Genomic DNA, 20,855 nt, shown 5'->3' with positions numbered 1-20,855 from the left:
CTATAGGGTTCAAAAATACTAAATATAATTTAATAGTAAGGACAATAGTGCTTTTAAATTGCTGAACTAAGGGATGAAATAGATTAAACGGTCATAAAATGCGAAAACATTTATTAAGATTGAATCATGTAGATAAAAAATATACCTTTGTAGAAAACTACGAATTCAAAGTCCAATTGGATGGATTTTAGATATAGAACTTAATATAAAAATGGTTAATTTACAAAAAAACGCCCGTTTTGCGGGCGTTTTTTGTTTTTGTTATGCAATTACAACTGCTATGCCTTTTTCTACATCTTGCTCAACAGTTTTGTATTTTACATTTTCTTTGATTGAACCATCTGGATATTGAACTGTTACTCTTTGATTGCGATCAGCAATTTTGATGGCTTGTCTTGGAGCAACTTTTTCAACTGGTTGACTTGCGCTTGGGTCAATGTAATCAAGACCTGAGTCCAAGTTTCCTGCTAACCCACTTACTAAAGATGAAATAGCTTCATCTTTTTGTATTTGTAATTTGGGTTGTGGTGCTGGTGCTTGAGGAATAGCTGGCTGCTCAACAGCTTGCTGAAAATCAGGCATATCTGCTTTCATCAAGAAGCTAACTGTATCGACGTTGATACGACTCAAGAAACGTTCAAATAATTTGACAGCTTCGAATTTGTAAATCAACAACGGATCTTTTTGTTCAAAAACTGCATTTTGTACTGATTGTTTCAAATCATCCATATCACGAAGGTGCTCTTTCCACTCTTGGTCAATAAGGCTCAATGCAATGAATTTCTCCATTTCAGAGATTACTTTTTTACCATTTGTAGTAAGCGTTTCGTTGGCATCAGCAAATACACCTGTTACCAATACACCATTTGTGATTGGTACTTGAATACCTTGATAGCCTTGAGATAAAGCTTCTTGAGCAAAATCAATTACTTTTTCTGCTAAAACCTTATTTTTGGCACTATAATGTTTCTCAGCTGCATCGTACAAACGATTTGTACGCTGTTGAGTATTTAACTTAGCAAACTCCTCACGATCGAATGGAGGTTCCATTCCTAAAATATCAATAACACGAAGCTCTACTTCATCGTAAGAAACATTGTTTTGGATAATATCTGAACAAACGTCAAACGTTGTGTTGGCAATATCCAATGACAAACGCTCTCCGAACAAAGCATTCTGACGACGCTTATAAATGGCATTACGTTGGTAGTTCATTACGTCATCGTATTCCAACAAACGCTTACGAATACCAAAGTTGTTTTCTTCTACTTTTTTCTGAGCACGTTCTACCGACGACGTAATCATAGAGTGTTGGATTACCTCGCCTTCTTCCATACCCATACGGTCCATAACTTTAGCGATACGGTCTGAACCGAATTTACGCATCAAGTCATCGTCCAACGACAAGAAGAATTGAGATGAACCTACGTCACCTTGACGACCCGCACGACCTCTCAGCTGACGGTCGACACGACGAGACTCATGGCGTTCTGTACCAATAATAGCCAACCCACCAGCAGTCTTAGCTTCGGGCGATAGCTTAATGTCTGTACCACGACCAGCCATGTTGGTTGCAATAGTTACCTTGCTTGCATGACCTGCTTCGGCAACGATTTCGGCTTCACGAGCGTGATGCTTTGCGTTGAGTACGTTGTGTTGAATCTTACGAATCGTAAGCATACGACTCAATAACTCAGAGTTTTCGACAGAAGTAGTACCCACAAGTACAGGGCGACCACCTTCTACCATTTCTTGAATCTCTTGCGCTACAGCGTTGTATTTTTCACGAACAGTTTTGTAAACTTTATCTTCGTGGTCATTACGAGAGATTTTTCTGTTTGTAGGAATGGTTACAACATCTAATTTATAGATTGTCCAAAACTCGCCTGCTTCAGTTTCGGCAGTACCCGTCATACCACAAAGCTTGTGGTACATACGGAAATAGTTTTGGAGTGTAATCGTAGCATAAGTTTGCGTGGCATCTTCGATGTTTACATTCTCTTTAGCTTCAATAGCTTGATGTAAACCGTCAGAATAACGACGTCCGTCCATGATACGACCTGTCTGCTCATCTACAATTTTCACTTTACCTTCATCGATGATATATTCGGCATCTTTTTCAAATAAAGTATATGCTTTGAGCAATTGGTTTACGGTATGAATACGTTGAGTTTTTGCTGAATAATCACGAATCAAAGCCTCTTTTTTAACCAAGCGGTCATGTTCATTCAATTCTGCGTCCTTCTCGATGGTGTTCAAATCAACAGATAAATCAGGAATTACAAAGAAATTGACATCGTCAATCAATCTTGCCATAAATTCAAGACCTTTTTCTGTGAGTTCTACCTGATTGTTTTTCTCTTCGATGGTAAACATCAAAGGAGCATCTGCTTCAGGCATTAACTTTTGATTTTCGGCAAGGTAGATAGATTCTGTTTCTTGCATGATTTGCTTCACACCAACTTCTCCCAAGAATTTAATCAATGGGCGGCTCTTTGGCAAACCACGGAAAGCACGGAATAATGACAAGCCACCTTCTTTTTTCTTTCCTGCTGCAATTAATTTTTTAGATTCTACTAATAACTCTTGAACAATACGTTTTTGTTGATCAACCAAACGAGCTACTAATGGATTGAAAATCTCAAAATCTTGTTCATCTCCACGCGCCATTGGTCCACTGATAATCAATGGCGTACGAGCATCGTCAATCAAAACGGAGTCAACCTCATCGACCATTGCATAGTGGTGCTTGCGTTGAACTTGTTCTTCTGGGCTACGAGCCATGTTGTCACGTAGGTAGTCAAAACCAAATTCATTGTTTGTACCATACGTAATATCTGCCAAATATGCTTTACGACGAGCATCTGTATTGGGCTCGTGCTTGTCGATACAGTCAACCGTAATTTGGTGGAATTCAAACAACGGAGCATTCCACTCAGAGTCACGTTTAGCAAGGTAGTCGTTTACGGTTACAAGGTGTACTCCTCGTCCAGCCAAAGCATTCAAGAATGAAGGTAAAGTAGATACCAATGTTTTACCTTCCCCAGTTGCCATTTCGGCAATTTTACCTTGGTGCAATACGATACCACCGATTAACTGTACATCGTAGTGAATCATATTCCACTCGATTTCGTTACCAGCTGCCATCCATTTGTTATGCCAGATGGCGGTGTCTCCAACAATTTCAACATTTTTCTTTCGGCTTGCCATCTCAATATCAAAAGGAGTAGCTGTTACCTCAAGTTTTTTGTTTTCCGTATATCTTCTAGCCGTTTCTTTTACAATCGCAAATGCCTGAGGGAGAATTTCCATCAAAACTACCTCTAGCGATTTGTTACGCTCAACTTCCAATTTGTCGATTTGGTTAAAGATATTTTCTTTAACATCTACAGACATCTCTGAATTACCTTCAATCTCTAATTTGAAATCAGAAATCTCAGCATCATATTTGGCCAAACGTTCTTGAATAAGGGCTTTAAGGTCAACTGTTTTTTGACGAAGCTGATTATCCGTCAAGCTAGAAAGTTTGGCGAATTCAACTTTGACGTTTTCTACAATTGGCATTAATTCTTTGATGTCACGCTCTGACTTAGTACCAAAGAATTTTGTAACTGCCTTGGTTAAATAATTTATCATTTTGTTTTATTCGTTAATCTTTAGAGATTATTAAATGAGGCTTTAGAATAGGATATTTTTTCAAACACAAAGCCTGCAAATTCCTATTGGTCTACCTACAGAAAATTAATTACTTACAAATTTAGTTCATTAGAACCTTTTAAAAACAATTTCGTTATAATTAATATTGCACTAGAAAACGATTTGTCATATTTTAGAAATCACTTAAAACGCCTTTTTCAATAGGTAAGTTATTGAATATCATGGAACAAACTCCTCAACGCCGTCGTCCTCCTCGTCAAAAGTTAAAAATGCCATTCTTTGGAGATTTAATGGGAGGCTCGGGCAATAGCTCGTCTAATCAAGAGAAAAACCCTCTAAGTGGTAAAATCACACCTTTGATTTTTTTGGTTGTGTTGGTGGTTTATGGTATTGATTACTTAACAAGTAGTGGTAAAAATAGGCCTGTTGCTGGAGCTGGTGATATTAAACAAATGGCTTGGAATGGTAAAATTACCAAAAAATGGGCCAATGTAATTGATTCGGCAAGAATCCATTATCTTCTCGAAATAACCGAAGTAGTTAATGATAGCACTAAGGAAAAAAAGGTTATAGATTTGTTTGAAGAGAAAGGTGACTTTTGGGATAAAGTAAGTCCAAAAAATACCTTAATCAAGAAAGAAGGAAGCTTAGATGTTACCATACAACGCTATTTTAAAAAGGATACAGTAATTAAGCTACAATATCCTTGATAATGAGTTAAGTAAAGATTAGAGTATGATTTAAGGGTGAAGCTTGCTTCACCTTTTTTATTTCCTAAATCTAATGGTTGAATGGCATAGAATTTGTACGTATATATGTATTACCCACACGTTAAGACTATTTATTAAAAAAATGAAAAGAAAGTATCTCTTAGTCCTAAGTATTTTAAGCATTTATACCGCCAATACATTTGCTCAGTCATCAAAGAAGAACAGTAGTAAGTTTACATTTAAGCTACCCGCAAATCAGGCTTTTGTATTACCTGCCAATCCTTACATAAATGTAAGCGATGTACCTGTCTTGTTTTCAGCTTCTTCGTTGCTATCATCATTTGCTTTAGTTGAGTCAGTAAGCTCTGAAACCCCTGATTTGAGGCTTAGTTCTTCTAATCGTGACTACGTTATTGGTACTGTATCGTACGATGACGAAAATGACGAAGATGATGAGGCTGCATTGCGTTCAATTATGGACAAAAAGGCAAAGGTTAAAGAAACGATTGTTTTGCAAAAAACATCACCAAAAATAGAAGAACCCAAGTCTGTCGCTGTTAGTGGTGCAAGTAGGACTAAAGCTGAAGGAGGCTTATATGAGTATGTTGTGAAAGAGGCAATGCCAGAAGTAACATTAACGGAAGAGGAGAAAAAACAATATAACTCAAGAGGAATGCGTGTGCTTTCTTTGTTGGAAGAAGAAGCCTACAGTGATTCAGTTTTTACAAAACCTGATCAAATCGCCGTATTTCCTGGAGGCTCTAAGTCTTTCTTGAAATACTTAGACAAGACACTTAAAACCTCAAAAAAACTATCGGATGCAGAAAAGCAAGATAAAGTTATCGTGCAGTTTGTCGTGCGTAAAGATGGACGTACTGAGCGTTTCAAACTGATGAAAGCTTCTGATATAAATACAACGGGATTAGTTTTGGAAGCTTTGAACAAAATGCCTAATTGGGAGCCAGCAATTACGAAAGGTGCAACAGTTAGCTCATTAGTTCAGGTAGAAGTACCTGTTATTAGTGCTAAATAAACTTAGGTCAACTAATATAATTTAGGGCTTACAGCGGAGGTTTTAGCTAAAATCTCCGCTGTAAGCCCTAATATTTGAGCAATAATATGCAATGACTTGTTGACCAATTCATCACATAGCCAACTAGTCGCAATAGATTGGCAGCTCTGGGTTATCGTAGTATTCAAACATTTTTGCAATTTGGCTTTCTACAACACGGTCCACGGAAAGAGTAGGGATATTGTTTCTATCAAAAAACTCTACTGCTGATGTTTCTTGTGTATGTGCATCTAATTCTCCACCAATGATTTCGCATAGTATGAATAGCTTGTAAACATACCAAGCTTGAGGAGGATGAGCATGATTTCTTTTGTCAAAAACACCTAATAGTTTTACTGCTTTTACTTTAAGTCCAGTTTCTTCCCAAGCTTCTTTCTCGGCTACTTCAAAAGGAGTATATCCTACATCGCCCCAGCCGCCCGGAAGAGACCATTTGCCGTCTACAGTTTCCTTAGCCATCAAAATCTTACCCTCTTCATTGAATACCACTGCACGAATATCTACTTTGGGAGTTTGATAACCATCTCGTTCGCTTGCAAATAGGTTAATGATTTTTTCAATAGGTTCATCAGTTAGTTTCTCTATGATTTTTACACTTAAATCAGAGATTTCCTGATATCGTTCAAGGTCATAAGGTTTGTCTGCTGCATAGAAAATACCTGCTTGTGCAATTGATTGAAGTTTTTGAGCTATTGCTAGCCAATCTAGATTGTTCATTTGAAAAGGGAAGTAAATTATTAGAGTCTAAATCGTTGAAGTTAGAGAAAATAGCAATACTTTTTGTACAAATGCTTTAAAAATGAGGAAAGGGTATAAATAAAAATGGGAAAACGACATAGTGTCATTTTCCCATTTTCGAGATAAATAGTACGATTAAGTATTGCTTAATTTGGTTTTTGAGCTTTTATACCCAAAGGTTTCCAAACGTTATTTTTTGAGTTAAAATCAGGAAAAACATGGTCTGGGTCGATGCTCACGGATTTAAGAGGCAAAGTTGTTGCGGTTTTAAATGTCCAAGTGTTTCCTCTCTGCCAGATTTCAACAGGAAGTTTGATTCGTTCTTTCGTACCACCAACCATTTCTAATTCTACCTCGACAGGCATGGCTAGCTTTTCAAGATTTTCAATAGTAATAACAGCACCGTTTTTAGGGTCTTGTTCAATATACTGAACATCTTTTACTGCTTGGTCTAGTTTCCAAGTTTCATAAAACCAACCTCTCCAAAACCAGCTTAAATCTTCGCCAGAGGCATCTTCCATTGTTTTGAAAAAGTCATAAGGTGTTGGATGTTTAAATGCCCATCGTTTGATATATTCCTTGAAGGCATAATCAAATCTGTCTTTTCCTAAAACTTGTTCTCTCAAAATTTTCAATCCAATAGCAGGTTTGTAATATGCCTCATAGCCCAAGTTGCTAGCCTGCATTACATCAGGAATATTCATGATAGGTTCTGCACTTTCACGGAATAGCTGTTTCGCCATTTGGTGCATATCCATTTTATAACCTTTGTATTCGCCGTTATTAAAATCGTCGGTCGAGTAAAAATTGATAAAGGTATTAAAGCCTTCGTCCATCCATGCAAATTTGCGTTCGTTTGAGCCTACAATCATTGGGAACCAGTTATGTCCAAATTCATGGTCTGTTACGCCCCAGAGGCCTTGTGTCGTGCTTGTACTTCCACAAAAAACAATTCCTGGATATTCCATACCGCTGATTGAACCTGCCACATTGGTAGCCACAGGATAGGTGTATTCGTACAACCATTTTGAATAGAACTCCAAGCAAGATTTCACATATTCTGTTGATCGTCCCCAGCCTTTTTCTCCACCTGATTCTGCAGGATAGGCAGACATAGCCAATGATTTTTTACCACTTGGTAAATTAATTTTGGCAGCATCAATCACAAATGCTTTCGAAGAAGCAAAGGCTACATCGCGGGCTGTACTACATTTAAACTTCCATGTGATTTTGCCTTCGGATTTTGGTCTTGAATTCGCTTCTACAACTTCTGCTGCGCTTCTAATCATTACAGTTTTGTCGCTATTGCTTGCTTGAGCTAGTCTTTTGAGTTGTTCGCTTGTCCAGCATTCTGATGGATTGGTAAGTTCTCCCGAACCTACAATAATATGTGATGCAGGAGCTGTAATAGCATATTCAAAATTGCCATATTCTAGGTAAAATTCGCCAGCGCCCAAATAAGGAAGAACGTTCCAGCCTTCAACATCGTCATATACGCACATACGAGGATACCACTGAGCAATTTCATAAACGGTTCCTTGTTGTGCTTCGTGCATTCCCACACGGTCGGAGCCGTATTTAGGAATTTGGAAAGAATATACAATTTTAATTTTGGCAGAGCCGATTTTCTCAGCTATTGGATTTGCCAAACGAATTTGCATACGAGTATCTTCTACCACAAATTCCGCAGGCTTTCCATCGATTGTCACAGACTTGATGGTATAGCCACCATTGAAATTGACATTGCCAAAGCGCCCGCCTGAAATTGGCGTAGTTGCCGAACCACGAGATTTGTTATTAAATTGGTTTTGGTCAAGTTGCAACCAAAGGAAATTAAGTTTATCAGGCGAGGCATTTTTATAGGTAATTTCTACATCGCCATCTAAGATGTTTTTTTGGTCATCGAGCGCAACGTTGATTTTATAATCTGCTTGGTTTTGCCAATAAGTAGCCCCGGGTGATCCTGTTCCACTGCGAGTAGGAGTTGACAGGGTGTAATTAAAAAGTGGGTTAAAAAGGTCGTATTGACTGTAATTTGATTTTTGTTGTGCCTGACTGCTCCAATGCAAGGCAAGCAATGAACCTAAGGCAATTAATTTTTTTACCATCTGTTGTTGAATGTTTAAAAGTAGATTTGGCAGAAACTATAAAACTGAATCCATTGCAATTTAGATGTTTTCCTACAAAGACAATGTTTTATCTTTGTAGCTTTGAGCTAATGGGGATGAATCTGATTAAAAATTATCGATTCAACTACAACATAGCATTCTGAAACAATAAACGATCGAAAGAACAAAAACAATGAGTCAAGATACAAGAAAAATCAGACCGCAAGAGCTAGCATTGATAGAGCATCTTTTAGGGTTGGTTGGGTTTACTACAGAACAATATCCTGTTCGTGAAGATGTTGTGGAGTATGAAGATGGTAAAATGGGAAGTATCAGTGTTGGCGAAGACCCTAATTTATACGATGGAGATTTGATTCAGGTAGAATACGTAGATTCTGATGGAACTCCCGTGTTGATTACACTCACAAAAGATTCCAATAACAAATTGTTAGATTTAGATTTTTGGAAAGTAGATTTCTCCAAATTAATCACCTACCCTCAACCTCATCAGGTAAGTATCAGACCATTAGATGCAGGAGTGTAAGACAATACTATTAATGAAAAGAGTCTGAATATCTATAAAATAAAAGATACTCAGACTCTTTTTCTATGAATAACGTTACTTGACTTATTTCAAGGCTGCGTGAAGAATCTCGACTGCATGCAAAGCTGTACGACCAGTACCATCATGGATTTGGTGACGGCAGCTTGTACCTGAAGCTGCAATGATTACCTCATCTGGTTGCTGGCGAATTGTTGGGAACAATACTAATTCGCCCACTTGATTAGAAAGTTCGAAGTGTTCTTTTTCATAGCCAAACGAACCCGCCATACCACAACAACCACTTGGAATCAATTGAACTTCATAGTTACTTGGTAATGAAAGCGCTTTTTTGGCAGGAACTAAGCTAGAAAGTGATTTTTGTTGACAGTGACCGTGTAATTTGATTAAACGTTTTTCACTTGTAAACAACGACTTATCAATACGTTTAGCATCAATTTCTTTTGCTAAAAACTCCTCTACCATAAAAGTGTTTTTCGCTAATTTTCTAGCATCTTCTAGGAGATTATCATCAACCAAATCAGGGTATTCATCACGGAAAGTTAGAATTGCGGATGGTTCAATACCTACTAAAGGAGTGTTTTCCGAAATAACATCTTTTAGTAAGGTTACGTTTTTCGTAGCCAAAGCTTTTGCATCGTCCAATAAACCTTTTGATAGCTGCGGACGCCCAGATTCCACATGGTTTGGAATAACTACTTCATATCCCAGTTTTTCTAGTAACTCTACCGCTTTTTTACCGATTTCTACATCATTGTAGTTCGTAAATTCATCGGCAAAGAGATACACTTTTTTGCTTAAAACAGTTGCTTTTGAGCGTTTCTTGTTCCAATTCAAGAATGTTTCTTTTGCCAAAAGAGGCATTGTACGTTCAGGGTGGAACCCGACGATATTGTTAGCAATTTTACGTAGCGCAGGCGTATCAAATACCAGATTGTAAGCCCAAGGAACATAAGAGGCAACTTTTGAAAGTTTCGAGAAATTGGCAATTAACTTGCTACGAAGCGGTACTCCATTATCCTTGTAATATTGGTGCAAGAATTCCATTTTCAATTTTGCCATATCCACATTCGATGGACAATCAGATTTACAGCCTTTACATGCCAAACACAAATCCATCACTTCTTTGATTTCTTCATGATCGAAACGATTTGCTTTGTCTGAACGAGTCAAAAACTCTCTTAGAATATTGGCACGAGCACGAGTTGTTTCTTTCTCATTGCGAGTAGCCATGTAAGAAGGACACATAGTTCCGCCTGACAAATGCGTCTTACGACAGTCGCCCGAACCGTTACATTGCTCGGCATGTTGCAAGATATCTTGGTCGTAAAAACGGAAAGTTGTTTTGAATTCTGGGGTAGTTTGTCCCGGCGTATAGCGTAGGAACGTATCCATCGGAGGAGTATCTACAATTTTATTTGGATTGAAGATATTCTTAGGATCCCAGACCTTTTTGATTTCTTTCATCAATTGATAGTTGTGGTCACCAACCATCTGCTTGATAAACTCGCCTCTCAAACGACCATCACCGTGTTCTCCAGAAAGAGAACCTTTGAATTTTTTTACCAAAGTGGCAATCTCTTCCGCAATCAATCTAAACTGTTTATTGCCTTCTTCCGTCTTTAAATTAATGATAGGGCGGAGGTGAAGTTCGCCAGAGCCAGCGTGCGCATAATGCACACAATACATATTATTGGCTGCAAGAATTTCATTAAACTCTTTAATAAATTCAGGCAGGTCATTGACATCCACGGCTGTATCTTCGATAACAGCTACTGCTTTTTCGTCGCCAGGAAGATTTGATAATAACCCTAAACCAGCCTTTCGCAAATCCCAAACGCGCTTGGTATCAGCACCGTAAACTCTTGGAAAATGATAGCCAAAGCCAGCAGCACGCATTTCAGCCTCGATAGCAGCAGCCTGTTTTTCGATTTCGGCAACATCATTATCGCGAAGCTCAACCACCAAAAGTGCACCTGGGTCACCTTCCACAAAGAAACGATTTTGGCGGTGCTCAGGGTTTGCTTTAGTACATTCTAGGATATAATGATCCATCAACTCCGAAGCAGAAGGCTTGTATTTCATCGCAATAAGATTGGCTCTAAGAGCTTCGTCTATGGTATTGAAATGAACACATAATAAACCGATTTCTTTAGGAGGTAAATCGTTGACATGAATTTTAATTTCGGTAATAAAACAAAGTGTTCCTTCAGAACCAGCTATGAGTTCACACATATTGAATGCTTTACCATTTGGTGTAAATGGCTCACAGTTCAATAGCATATCAAGTGCATATCCTGTATTTCTTCGTTCGATGGTAGGCTTAGGAAACTCTGCACGGATTTCGTCTTGATTTTTTGAATCGCTGAGTATATCGTTAGTTTTAAGATAAATCCTATCTAACAAGGTTGCAGAGCCGTTTTTTTGTTGTGCTGTAGCTACCAAAGAGCTAAAGTCAGCTTTGTCGGTTGACTTAAAAACTGTTTCTGAACCATCTGCCAAAATAGCATGTACTTCTAATAAATGGTCACGGGTCGAGCCATAAACCACAGAGTTTGAGCCACATGAGTTATTACCCACCATTCCGCCAATCATAGCACGATTGGCTGTAGAAGTCTCTGGGCCAAAGAACAAACCATGTTTTTTGAGCTCCATATTGAGTACGTCACGCACTACACCTGGTTGTACACGCACCCAATGTTCTTCTTTATTAATTTCAAGAATTTTAGTAAAGTTTTTAGAAACATCTACTACAATCCCATCGCCCACAACCTGTCCAGCGAGCGAAGTACCAGCAGTGCGAGGAATGATGGACGAACCGTTATTGGCAGCAAAAGCAATAAGTTTTTTAATGTCTTCTACCGATTTTGGGATAGCAACAGCGGTAGGCATTTCACGATAGGCCGAAGCGTCGGTCGCATACAAGGTACGCATTACAGTATCGTAATGAAAATCACCCTCGAGCGTACCAGCAAGTTGTGCTAAGAGCTGATTACTTACTTTTTGACTCATTTTTGATAAGGGATTAACCGATGAATAGTATGGTTGCTATTCAGATTAATACAAAATTAGTACGAATTATGAAAGAGTTTTTTGGTTCATCAATACAGACATTGAATGCTCAAAGATACGAAATTAAAGGCATAACAGCCTAAGTAAAATTGTGGTAATAAAAGATTGAGAAATTGAAGTGTAATAATTCAGTGAATCTCTTTTAATTCACACTGAGGAGCATTTGGAAAGTGTAGATAACTTGGCAAAATAGAGCGATAAGAAGGAAAGAAGTTGGTAATTAAGTTAAAAGCAAAATCGTGCAAGAATATACTTATTGGTCTTACGAAAATATATATCTAAGAGAGAAAAAACTAAGAGAAGTCAAGCCTTAAAGTACAGATTTCTTAGGATATACATAACGATATTTAAGACGAAATATTTTGCAAATGATTGCAAATGTTGTGCAAACTTATACAAACAATTGCATATAGACTTCTTTGATATAACCTGATAAAATTCGGAGAATTTATATTAGAAATAGATGATAGAGGGATTAAGTAAAATACTAAAATGATTTTGAAGAAGTTAAAATTAATAATTGTACTTTTTTGAGATGATACGCTCAAAAGTAGAAATTTTCATGTTTAAGTGTATTAATAAAAGAATGTTAGACTGTTCTAAAGTGTACAAAATTTGTGATTTTATTTATTAGAAAAATACAATGTTTTTTTATTGTACAGGCAAAGACGTTTTTAACATTTATTAACAAAAAACGTGCATACGCAAAGTTTTACAAAGTTTTGCAAATCTGTCCTACACTGTGCTAAGTTTGCAAGGTATAGTTTTAGTGCAATTTTGATGAAAATAAGTATTTTTTTTGAAATAAAATTTTTTCAAAAAAAAATTGAATTATAGAAACTTTATCGCCTACTTTGTTGTGTGAAATCACAGCAAATTCATACTTTTTAGTAAGAAAATTCCATAACTAGGCTAGCTACTAATTCCCAAAACAATTCCTCTAGTATGAGAGTTTTTACCTACAAAATGCTGTGAATAGCATTCTCAAATTTCATTAACCATTTTTCCCAATCTTAATATTACCTATGAAAAATCATTTTTACCGATGGTTTGGTCGCCCAATGCGACAAGGTTCAGTATCAACGGGGCTTCTTAAGTTCGCGGCGATAGCTGTAGCTATGCTTTTGTCTATTGGGGCTTATGCTCAAGACAAAACTGTTACCGGAAAAGTTACTGACAGTGGCGATGGCTCTGGGCTACCAGGTGTATCTGTAAGTGTAAAAGGAACAAATAAAGGTACACAAACAGATGCGACGGGCTCATTCAAATTGAACAATGTATCAGACAATGCTGTTTTGGTTTTCTCTTTTGTAGGTTACGCAAAACAAGAAGTTTCGGTAGGTGGTCGTTCTCAAGTGAACGTTTCATTGGCATCGGAAACTAAAGCATTGGAAGAAGTTGTAGTAGTAGGTTATGGTACTACAACGAAAAAAGATGCAACAGGTGGTGTTGTAGCTTTGACTGCTAAGGATTTTAACAAAGGTGTGATTGCTTCTCCAGAACAATTATTACAAGGTCGTGCGGCGGGTGTTCAAATGACTCCTAACTCTGGTGAGCCAGGTGCAGGTATCAACATCCGTATTCGTGGTACAACTTCAATTCGTTCAGGTAATGGTCCATTGTACGTAGTAGATGGTATTCCATTGGATGGTGGTAACACTTCTGAAGGTACAGATGGTAGTGCAGGTGTTGGTACAACTACAGCAAGAAACCCATTGAACTTCTTGAACCCAAGTGATATCGAAAATATCTCTGTGTTGAAAGATGCTTCTGCTGCTGCAATTTACGGTTCTCGTGGTGCAAATGGTGTTGTTTTGATTACGACTAAGAAAGGTAAATCAGGTCAAAGTAACTTGAACTTCTCAGCAAACACTGCGATTTCAAACAACTACAAAAACTATGATGTATTGTCTACTGCTGATTTCTTGAAACAAGCTACTGCTGCTGGTTTGGATGTAAATAACAAATTGATTAATGCTGGAGCAAATACAAACTGGCAAGATCAAGTATATCGTACTGCAGTTGCTCAGAACTACAACTTAAGCTACGGTGGTGGTAATGACAACACGAACTATTTCTTCTCTTTGGGTTACAATGACCAACAAGGTACTATCAAAAACTCAGGAATGAAGAAAGTTACAGCTCGTGTAAATGCTACACACAAGTTGTTTGATAACAAAGTAGTTTTGGCGGTAGCAATGACTACATCTAAAGTAACTGACCAATTGTCTGCTACAGGTGGTGACATCGGTTTTGAAGGTAACGTTATTTCAACTGCTATCAAAACTAACCCTACTTACCCAGTTTATGCTACTGACGGTTCTTATTTTACAAGTGGTACTCCATCGTTCCGTAACCCAGTTTCTTTGTTGAATCAATATAGAGGTGGTGCTGTAACTAACAGAACATTGATGAACATCAGTGGTACTTGGAATATCCTTCCAAACTTGTCTTACAAAGCTAACTTTGGTTATGACAATTCTGATGGTGTAACAAGAACAAGTGTTGACCCTAATACGCCTGGTTTTGCAACAAACATTCCTGGTAACCAAGGTTATGCTCGTATTGCAAACCGTTATTTGACTACAACAACTTTGGAACACACGTTGAACTACAAGTTGGATTTGGGTAAAAATAAAATCGACGCTTTGGCTGGTTTCTCATATCAGAAATTTGAAAATCAAGGAAACTATGTTCAAGCTAATTATTTTGTTTCTCCAGCTGGATTTGATTTGGCTAACAATATCAACTTCGTAGATAACTCTGGAACAAACAAAGCGTACTCTGGTGGATCTGCTAAAGGCATGAGTGAATTACAGTCATACTTTGGTCGTGTTAACTACAATTACTCAGATAAGTACTTGTTGACAGCTACTTTGCGTGTGGATGGTTCATCAAAATTTGGTGCTAACAACAAATATGGATACTTCCCTTCATTTGCTGGTGCTTGGAGATTATCTAACGAAACTTTCGTTCCAAAAGAAGTATTTACTGATTTGAAAGTAAGAGCTGGTTGGGGTGTTACAGGTAACCAAGAGTTCCCTACAAATACATCTTTGGCTACTTATGCTCCTAACTCTTCTTCAGGTGGTTTGCAAAAAGAAAACGTACCTAACCCTGATATTAAATGGGAAACTACAACTGCTTATAACATCGGTTTAGACTTCTCATTGTTGAAAGGAAGATTGTCAGGTACTGTTGATTACTTCAACAAATCTACTAACAACTTATTGTTCCCATTTGCTGCTCCACAGCCTGATGTTGCAACAACAAGATGGAGTAATATCCCTGCTGACATCAGAAACAAAGGGGTTGAAGTTTCATTGACTTACCAAGTATTGGCAGGCAAAAAATTGGATTGGGAAGTTTCTGGTAACGCAACATTCTTGAAAAACGAAGTAGCTCGTTTGGATGTATCTACTATCCAAACTGGTAACTTGTACGGTCAAGGTTTGTCAGGTGCATTTATCCAACCTATCACTCAAGGATATCCATTGTATGGTTTCTTCTTAGCTGATTTCTTAGGTTACGATGAAAATGGTAACACTAAATTGTCTGCTGACAAAACTTACAAAGGAAGTCCATTCCCTACAATGACTTGGGGTTTGAACAACAGTTTCTCTTTGGGTAGCTGGAATGCTAGTTTGTTTATCAATGGCCAACAAGGAGGATACGTTTATAACAACACTGCTAACGCTGTATTAAATAGAGCTTCTGTGAAACAAGGTAACAATGTTACTAACTATACAATCTCTAGTACAACAGGCCAAGCATTTGGTGACGCTCCAGTTCCGTCATCATTCTACCTAGAGAAGTCTGATTTCATTCGTGTTTCTAACTTCTCATTGGGTTATACATTCAAGTTACCTGCTAACAGTTTTGCTAAGTCTCTTAACATCTCTTTGACAGGTCAGAATTTATTGTTGATCTCTAATTACTCAGGTCTAGATCCAGAAGTGACAAACACTGCTGCTACTAGAAATGGTGTTCCTTCATTGGGTATTGATTACATCTCATATCCTAAAGCTAGAACATTCTCATTGGGTATCAACGCTAACTTCTAACAACTTGTATAGTTCAGTTTTGACATAGCTTAAGACTTTACTTTAATCCACATTATCCGAAATAAAAGAAATGAAAAATTTTAAAAATATATTGTATCCTTCGTTGTTAACGCTAGCAATGGGAGGCGCGATCGGATGTACGAACTTGGATGATGCTGTGCTAGATCGTTTAACGAGTGCTTCATCTATTTCGCCTGATTTAACATTGAAGTCTGCCTATCAAAGTTTGGGTACCTTTACTGACCAAGCAGCTATTTACGCTTTGACAGAACACCCTTCTGATGAGATGCAAGGCCCAACTCGTGGTGCTGACTGGGACGATAATGGTCGTTGGAGAAACCTTCATACACACACTTGGACAAATCAAAGTGATGATGTATTAGCAGCATGGAATAACCTAAACCGTGGTCATGCGCTTGCTAATGAAGTAATTAATAATGCTTCAGCATCAGCAAAACAAAAAGCTGAAGCTACTTATCTTCGTGCATTCTATATGTTTTATACAATGGATTTGTTCGGTCAAGTAGCATTTAGAGATCCAGCAAATCCAGGTGCGTTGCCAAAAGCATTAAGCCGTAAAGAGGCTGCTGCTCAGATTATTGCTGATTTGAATGCTATTCTTCCATCATTGGATAATGCTTCTGGCTCTAATTCAGGTACAGCAACTAAAGAAGCAGCTCGTTTCTTGTTAGCAAAAGTTTATTTGAACAAAGCTGTTTACGATCAAGATCCAGCTAGTCCAGCAGGTCCATTCACGTTTGCAAAAGCTGACATGGATCAAGTGGTATCATTAGCAGATGCTATTACTGGTTCAGGTAAATTTAGTTTGACTGCTAACTATTTCGATAACTTCCACTTCGAAAACTCATCTCGTTCAAAAGAATTAATTTTTGTAATTCAGAACGAAAAAGGTGCTAGTAACAACAATGGTTCTTCTGTAAGAAACCGTTATTATATGACAACGCACTATAACCAAGTTCCTAGTGGTTGGAATGGTTTTACAACTTTGTCTGATTTCTATAATAGCTTCGAAAAAACGGATAGTCGTTTGGGTGCTTCTGTTACAGGATTGACAGATAAATCAGGTTTGCGTGCAGGTTTCTTGGCAGGTCAACAATACGATCAAAACGGTGCAGCATTGAACGACCGTTCTGGTAAGCCACTTAGCTTTACTTTGAAGTATGACTTCAAAGTTGCAAATGAGGCAGATGGTGTTCGTGTTATCAAATATATTCCAGATTTGTCAGACATCGATTCTCCTGCAAATGATTATGTATTCTTCCGTTATGCTGACGTATTGTTGATGAAAGCAGAGGCTTTGTTCAGAGGTGGTAACACTGCTGGTGCATTGACTATCATCAACGATTTGAGAAAAACTCGTGGTGTAGCCGCTCTTGCAGCATTAACAGCAAACGACGTTTTGGCTGAGCGTGGTCGTGAATTGTACTGGGAAGGTTGGAGAAGAAATGACCAAATCCGTTTTGGTACTTTCGCAAACCCTGTTGATAACAGAACAACAGCATCTCCTGCTTACCGTGTTGTATTCCCAATCCCTCAAAGAGAATTGGAAATCAATTCAAACTTGAAACAAAATGTTGGATACTAATCTTCTGACAGTTTTATAATACTGGAAAATGCTCGATTTATCGAGCATTTTCCTTTTAAGGATATTGTTATACCTTGCATCTCAATAGGTATAAAGAAAATTACTGATGGTATAATCAGCTTATCTATTCCTTTATTTACTACATAAACATTAATAAGCTCTCAAAATAATGGTACGTCAATTCATTTTTATTATTGGAATTTTATTGTTGGTTTCGGGTTGTACAATTTCAGATAAATTCAAGGCTGATGAAGTTTATAGTCAGTTGAAAGACGACCAAACAAAAATTATTTTAAAAGTTAAAGGAACCAACTTTTATAAGGAAGAAAGTGTCTTTCACGGTCACCTCGAAATCGTTGAAAAATCATTTACTATTAATTCTTTCGATCAGTTCGATAGCAATGTAATGATTCATTTTGGAGGAGAAAAATTATACGAAGAGAAGCCTCTAAAAGTTCCTATCCGAATGTTTAACTCATATACATCCACAGTGATGTTTGGTAAAATCAAAGATAAAGCTAAAAGAAGAGGTGAAGGATATCTGATGAGCCAAGGTCTCCTCACATTCAAATCTCTCAACAAAGATAAAATTGTTATTGAGGTTGTAGGAAAAGCAAAAAAATATCCAAATGTTGGTGAAACCGATCCTGCATTTGAAGTAGAAGGAATTATCGTATGCAAAAAACCGAAAATAGCTTTACTAGATGTTAATGAGGCAACAACATTGTACTAGTTCCTGTATCGTTTGAACCTATAAACTAATGAAAAAAATTAAACCTATTAATAGCTTTAAGCTTCCAATGCTCATTTTTCTGATAGGTACTTTGGGAGCTAACTTTTTTTCTTTGGGACAAACTCAGAGGAGTTCAAATGAATTACTAGCTAGATTGAGTACATCAGTCAACAGAGATAAAACTTTCCTGCGAACCTTTGCTCTAGTTGGAAATGTGGTTGATGTAGAAAGCCAAAAGCCAATTCCTAATGCAAGTGTTTCTATTGACTATGTCAAGTCAGGTGTAATTACAGATTCTACAGGTAATTTTTATATGAGATTGACGCAGGGTGAATATATTGTAAAAATCTCGGCTGTAGGATATAAGATATTTAGAAAATACATCAAGCTTGACCAAGATACTAAGATGAAGATTGAGCTTCAGGCGGTGTCAAATATGCTTGAAGAAGTGATTGTGTCGAGTGTAGCAACTCGCAAGGATATTCAAACACCATCTTTAGGGGTTTCTTTGTTGAGCCTAAAAGGCATTAAAAAGATTCCTGCTATGATGGGAGAGGTAGATATACTGAGAAGCTTACAGACACTCCCAGGCGTAAGCTCAGTGGGAGAAGGAAGCAATGGTATTAATGTACGCGGGGGGGCAGTGGACCAGAATTTGATTTATGTCGACGATACGCCCATTTTTAATCCCACACACTTATTTGGTTTGTTTTCAATATTCCCCTCCGACGCCATTAGGGAGGTAGAACTGTACAAAGGAGGTGTTCCTGCTCGTTTTGGAGGACGTACTGCTTCTGTTTTAGATATTAAGATGAGCGAACCTAGTCTCGAAAAAGGAAGTGTTCAAGGGGGAATAGGCGCCATTTCAAATCGTTTGACTTTTGAAACTCCTCTTATCAAAGATAAACTTTCGTTGATGACTTCGGCTAGGGTATCCTTTAATGATTTTTGGTTTAAATGGTTTGGAACTCCCGAAGTAAAAAATACAAGAGCTAACTTTTACGATTTGGCATCCAAAGTGTTTTTTAAACCTGATAAAAAAAATACGATTTCACTGACCGCCTATATTAATCATGATTTTTATCGAGTAGATTCTTTGTTTAGCCTCGAAAATGTTGTGGCAAATCAAACGGATTTTACTTATGGACATCAGAATTTAGCGCTACGTTGGAATCATTTTTTTTCAAGTAAAAGCAGTTTAGAAGTTTCTGCTATTTCTAGTTTGTATAAAAGCCAGACGGTTGCTCCTGATACTGCCAATAAGATAGACCTTCGTAACTCTATTCGTTATTATAATTTCAAAGCTCTTTTTTCCTATTACCCTAATGAAAAGCATAAAATCAATGCGGGTATATCGGGTATTCGATATGAGTTAGAGCCAGGCGTATTGAATAAAGATATTGTATCAAATATTGCCAAAGTCATTTTGGATAAGGAACAGGGTTATGAACTGGCAACTTTTGTTGATGATGAATATAAACTTAGTGAAAAACTAAGAGTTCAATTGGGCTTACGTTATGTGCAATATTTAAGTATGGGACCAGCTCCCAAACGGGTATATGTGGCTGGTGAGCCTTTTTCAGGAGAAACACTTTTACAAAGTACTTGGACATCAGGTGTGATTGAGAATTATGGAGGACTAGAACCTCGTTTGACTGCACTCTATACCATTGATGCAAACTCTTCTTTGAAATTTGGCTATAACCGAATGCACCAGTTTTTACAACTAGTTTCTAATAATACAACACCTTTGCCAACGGCTAGATGGAAATTATCAGACAATAATATCAAGCCTCAAAGCAGTGACTTAGTGTCGTTGGGATATTTCAAGAATTTGAAAGAAAGCATCTGGGAATTATCTGTGGAAACGTATTACCGCAGAACCCAAGATATGATTGATTATATTTCTGGAGCAAACTTACAGTTGAATCCGACCATAGAAACACAATTATTGAATGGAAAAGGCTTGGCTTATGGCGCAGAGCTGATGCTTACGAAGAAAAAAGGAGAGGTAACGGGCTCGATTGGATATACCTTTGCTCGCTCATTTTCGAAAGTTGATGGTCAATACCCAGAACAGCGTATTAATAAAGGTAATTGGTATCCGACCAACTATGATAAGCCTCATACGCTCAACCTGATGTTTAATGCACAGCCTGACAAGCACAATAGTTTTTCTTTCAATTTTGTCTATAGCACAGGACGCCCATTGACAGCGCCTGTGGGAACTTATACGCTTGATGGACAAAAAATCTTGGTATATACCAGCCGAAATAATGACCGTATTCCTGACTACTATCGATTAGATTTTTCTTGGATTATCTCTAATCCGAGTATGAAAACCAAAAGGTGGGAAGGAAGTTGGGCATTTACAGTGTATAACCTTTTGGGGCGCTCAAATGCTTATTCAGTATTTTTCAAAACACTAAACGATGTAATTAGAGCTTACCGATTGAGTGTTTTTGCCTCGCCGATTGTTTCCTTAGGTTATAATTTCAAGTTCAAATAAGTTTTACCGACCTTTAGCATTCAT

The 20,855-nt window shown here is 37.6% G+C and carries 11 protein-coding genes; 7 read left to right on the top strand and 4 right to left on the bottom strand.

Features of this window, described 5'->3' with window-relative positions:
* Positions 1 to 261 precede the first annotated feature (261 nt).
* The gene (gene secA, locus QM491_RS22035) at positions 262 to 3,636 is read right to left on the bottom strand and encodes a preprotein translocase subunit SecA (protein ID WP_283329695.1); all 3,375 of its coding nucleotides are present in this window, start codon (positions 3,634 to 3,636) and stop codon (positions 262 to 264) included.
* A 242-nt stretch (positions 3,637 to 3,878) separates the two neighbouring features.
* Between secA and QM491_RS22030 the strand changes: the two genes are divergently transcribed.
* Positions 3,879 to 4,367, top strand: coding sequence for a hypothetical protein (locus QM491_RS22030; protein WP_283329694.1), 489 nt, complete (start codon positions 3,879 to 3,881; stop codon positions 4,365 to 4,367).
* 142 nt (positions 4,368 to 4,509) lie between these two features.
* Positions 4,510 to 5,400 carry an energy transducer TonB gene (locus QM491_RS22025; RefSeq protein ID WP_283329693.1) on the top strand — a complete coding sequence of 297 codons (891 nt, stop codon included), beginning with the start codon at positions 4,510 to 4,512 and terminating at the stop codon, positions 5,398 to 5,400.
* Positions 5,401 to 5,523: 123 nt separating this feature from the next.
* Here the strand turns inward: QM491_RS22025 and QM491_RS22020 are convergent, their stop codons facing one another.
* Together QM491_RS22020 and QM491_RS22015 are read right to left on the bottom strand one after the other, a co-directional pair.
* A complete protein-coding gene (locus QM491_RS22020; RefSeq protein ID WP_283329692.1) occupies positions 5,524 to 6,156 on the bottom strand; it encodes an NUDIX hydrolase N-terminal domain-containing protein in 633 nt (210 codons plus the stop codon).
* Between the two features lie 167 nt (positions 6,157 to 6,323).
* Entirely contained in the window at positions 6,324 to 8,285 is a 1,962-nt protein-coding gene (locus QM491_RS22015) for a M1 family metallopeptidase (RefSeq protein WP_283329691.1), read from the bottom strand.
* 193 nt (positions 8,286 to 8,478) lie between these two features.
* On the opposite strand from QM491_RS22015, the gene QM491_RS22010 reads away from it, so the two are divergent.
* Complete coding sequence (locus QM491_RS22010) at positions 8,479 to 8,829, top strand: DUF6984 family protein (protein ID WP_283329690.1); 351 nt, start codon at positions 8,479 to 8,481, stop codon at positions 8,827 to 8,829.
* A gap of 84 nt (positions 8,830 to 8,913) precedes the next feature.
* Here the strand turns inward: QM491_RS22010 and QM491_RS22005 are convergent, their stop codons facing one another.
* Positions 8,914 to 11,859, bottom strand: a complete 2,946-nt coding sequence (locus QM491_RS22005; RefSeq protein ID WP_283329689.1) for an FAD-binding and (Fe-S)-binding domain-containing protein — start codon at positions 11,857 to 11,859, stop codon at positions 8,914 to 8,916.
* A 1,085-nt stretch (positions 11,860 to 12,944) separates the two neighbouring features.
* Here QM491_RS22005 and QM491_RS22000 point away from each other — a divergent pair.
* From QM491_RS22000 to QM491_RS21985, 4 genes are all read left to right on the top strand, one after another.
* Positions 12,945 to 15,983, top strand: coding sequence for a SusC/RagA family TonB-linked outer membrane protein (locus tag QM491_RS22000; RefSeq protein WP_283329688.1), 3,039 nt, complete (start codon positions 12,945 to 12,947; stop codon positions 15,981 to 15,983).
* Between the two features lie 70 nt (positions 15,984 to 16,053).
* Positions 16,054 to 17,589, top strand: coding sequence for a RagB/SusD family nutrient uptake outer membrane protein (locus QM491_RS21995; RefSeq protein WP_283329687.1), 1,536 nt, complete (start codon positions 16,054 to 16,056; stop codon positions 17,587 to 17,589).
* A gap of 169 nt (positions 17,590 to 17,758) precedes the next feature.
* Positions 17,759 to 18,322, top strand: a complete 564-nt coding sequence (locus QM491_RS21990; protein ID WP_283329686.1) for a hypothetical protein — start codon at positions 17,759 to 17,761, stop codon at positions 18,320 to 18,322.
* Positions 18,323 to 18,350: 28 nt separating this feature from the next.
* On the top strand, positions 18,351 to 20,831 hold the full coding sequence (locus QM491_RS21985) for a TonB-dependent receptor (RefSeq protein ID WP_283329685.1): 2,481 nt from the start codon (positions 18,351 to 18,353) through the stop codon (positions 20,829 to 20,831).
* Positions 20,832 to 20,855: the final 24 nt, after the last annotated feature.

Source organism: Flectobacillus longus (assembly GCF_030056705.1).
Lineage (GTDB): Bacteria > Bacteroidota > Bacteroidia > Cytophagales > Spirosomataceae > Flectobacillus > Flectobacillus longus.
Note: the sequence above shows the minus strand (reverse complement) of the source record. Positions and strands in the feature narration are given on the sequence as shown.

Bases quoted from the DNA above. Each gene is read 5' to 3' on its own strand.
- secA (WP_283329695.1), bottom strand. From the start codon at position 3,636: ATGATAAATTATTTAACCAAGGCAGTTACAAAATTCTTTGGTACTAAG.
- QM491_RS22030 (WP_283329694.1), top strand. From the start codon at position 3,879: ATGGAACAAACTCCTCAACGCCGTCGTCCTCCTCGTCAAAAGTTAAAA.
- QM491_RS22025 (WP_283329693.1), top strand. From the start codon at position 4,510: ATGAAAAGAAAGTATCTCTTAGTCCTAAGTATTTTAAGCATTTATACC.
- QM491_RS22020 (WP_283329692.1), bottom strand. From the start codon at position 6,156: ATGAACAATCTAGATTGGCTAGCAATAGCTCAAAAACTTCAATCAATT.
- QM491_RS22015 (WP_283329691.1), bottom strand. From the start codon at position 8,285: ATGGTAAAAAAATTAATTGCCTTAGGTTCATTGCTTGCCTTGCATTGG.
- QM491_RS22010 (WP_283329690.1), top strand. From the start codon at position 8,479: ATGAGTCAAGATACAAGAAAAATCAGACCGCAAGAGCTAGCATTGATA.
- QM491_RS22005 (WP_283329689.1), bottom strand. From the start codon at position 11,859: ATGAGTCAAAAAGTAAGTAATCAGCTCTTAGCACAACTTGCTGGTACG.
- QM491_RS22000 (WP_283329688.1), top strand. From the start codon at position 12,945: ATGAAAAATCATTTTTACCGATGGTTTGGTCGCCCAATGCGACAAGGT.
- QM491_RS21995 (WP_283329687.1), top strand. From the start codon at position 16,054: ATGAAAAATTTTAAAAATATATTGTATCCTTCGTTGTTAACGCTAGCA.
- QM491_RS21990 (WP_283329686.1), top strand. From the start codon at position 17,759: ATGGTACGTCAATTCATTTTTATTATTGGAATTTTATTGTTGGTTTCG.
- QM491_RS21985 (WP_283329685.1), top strand. From the start codon at position 18,351: ATGAAAAAAATTAAACCTATTAATAGCTTTAAGCTTCCAATGCTCATT.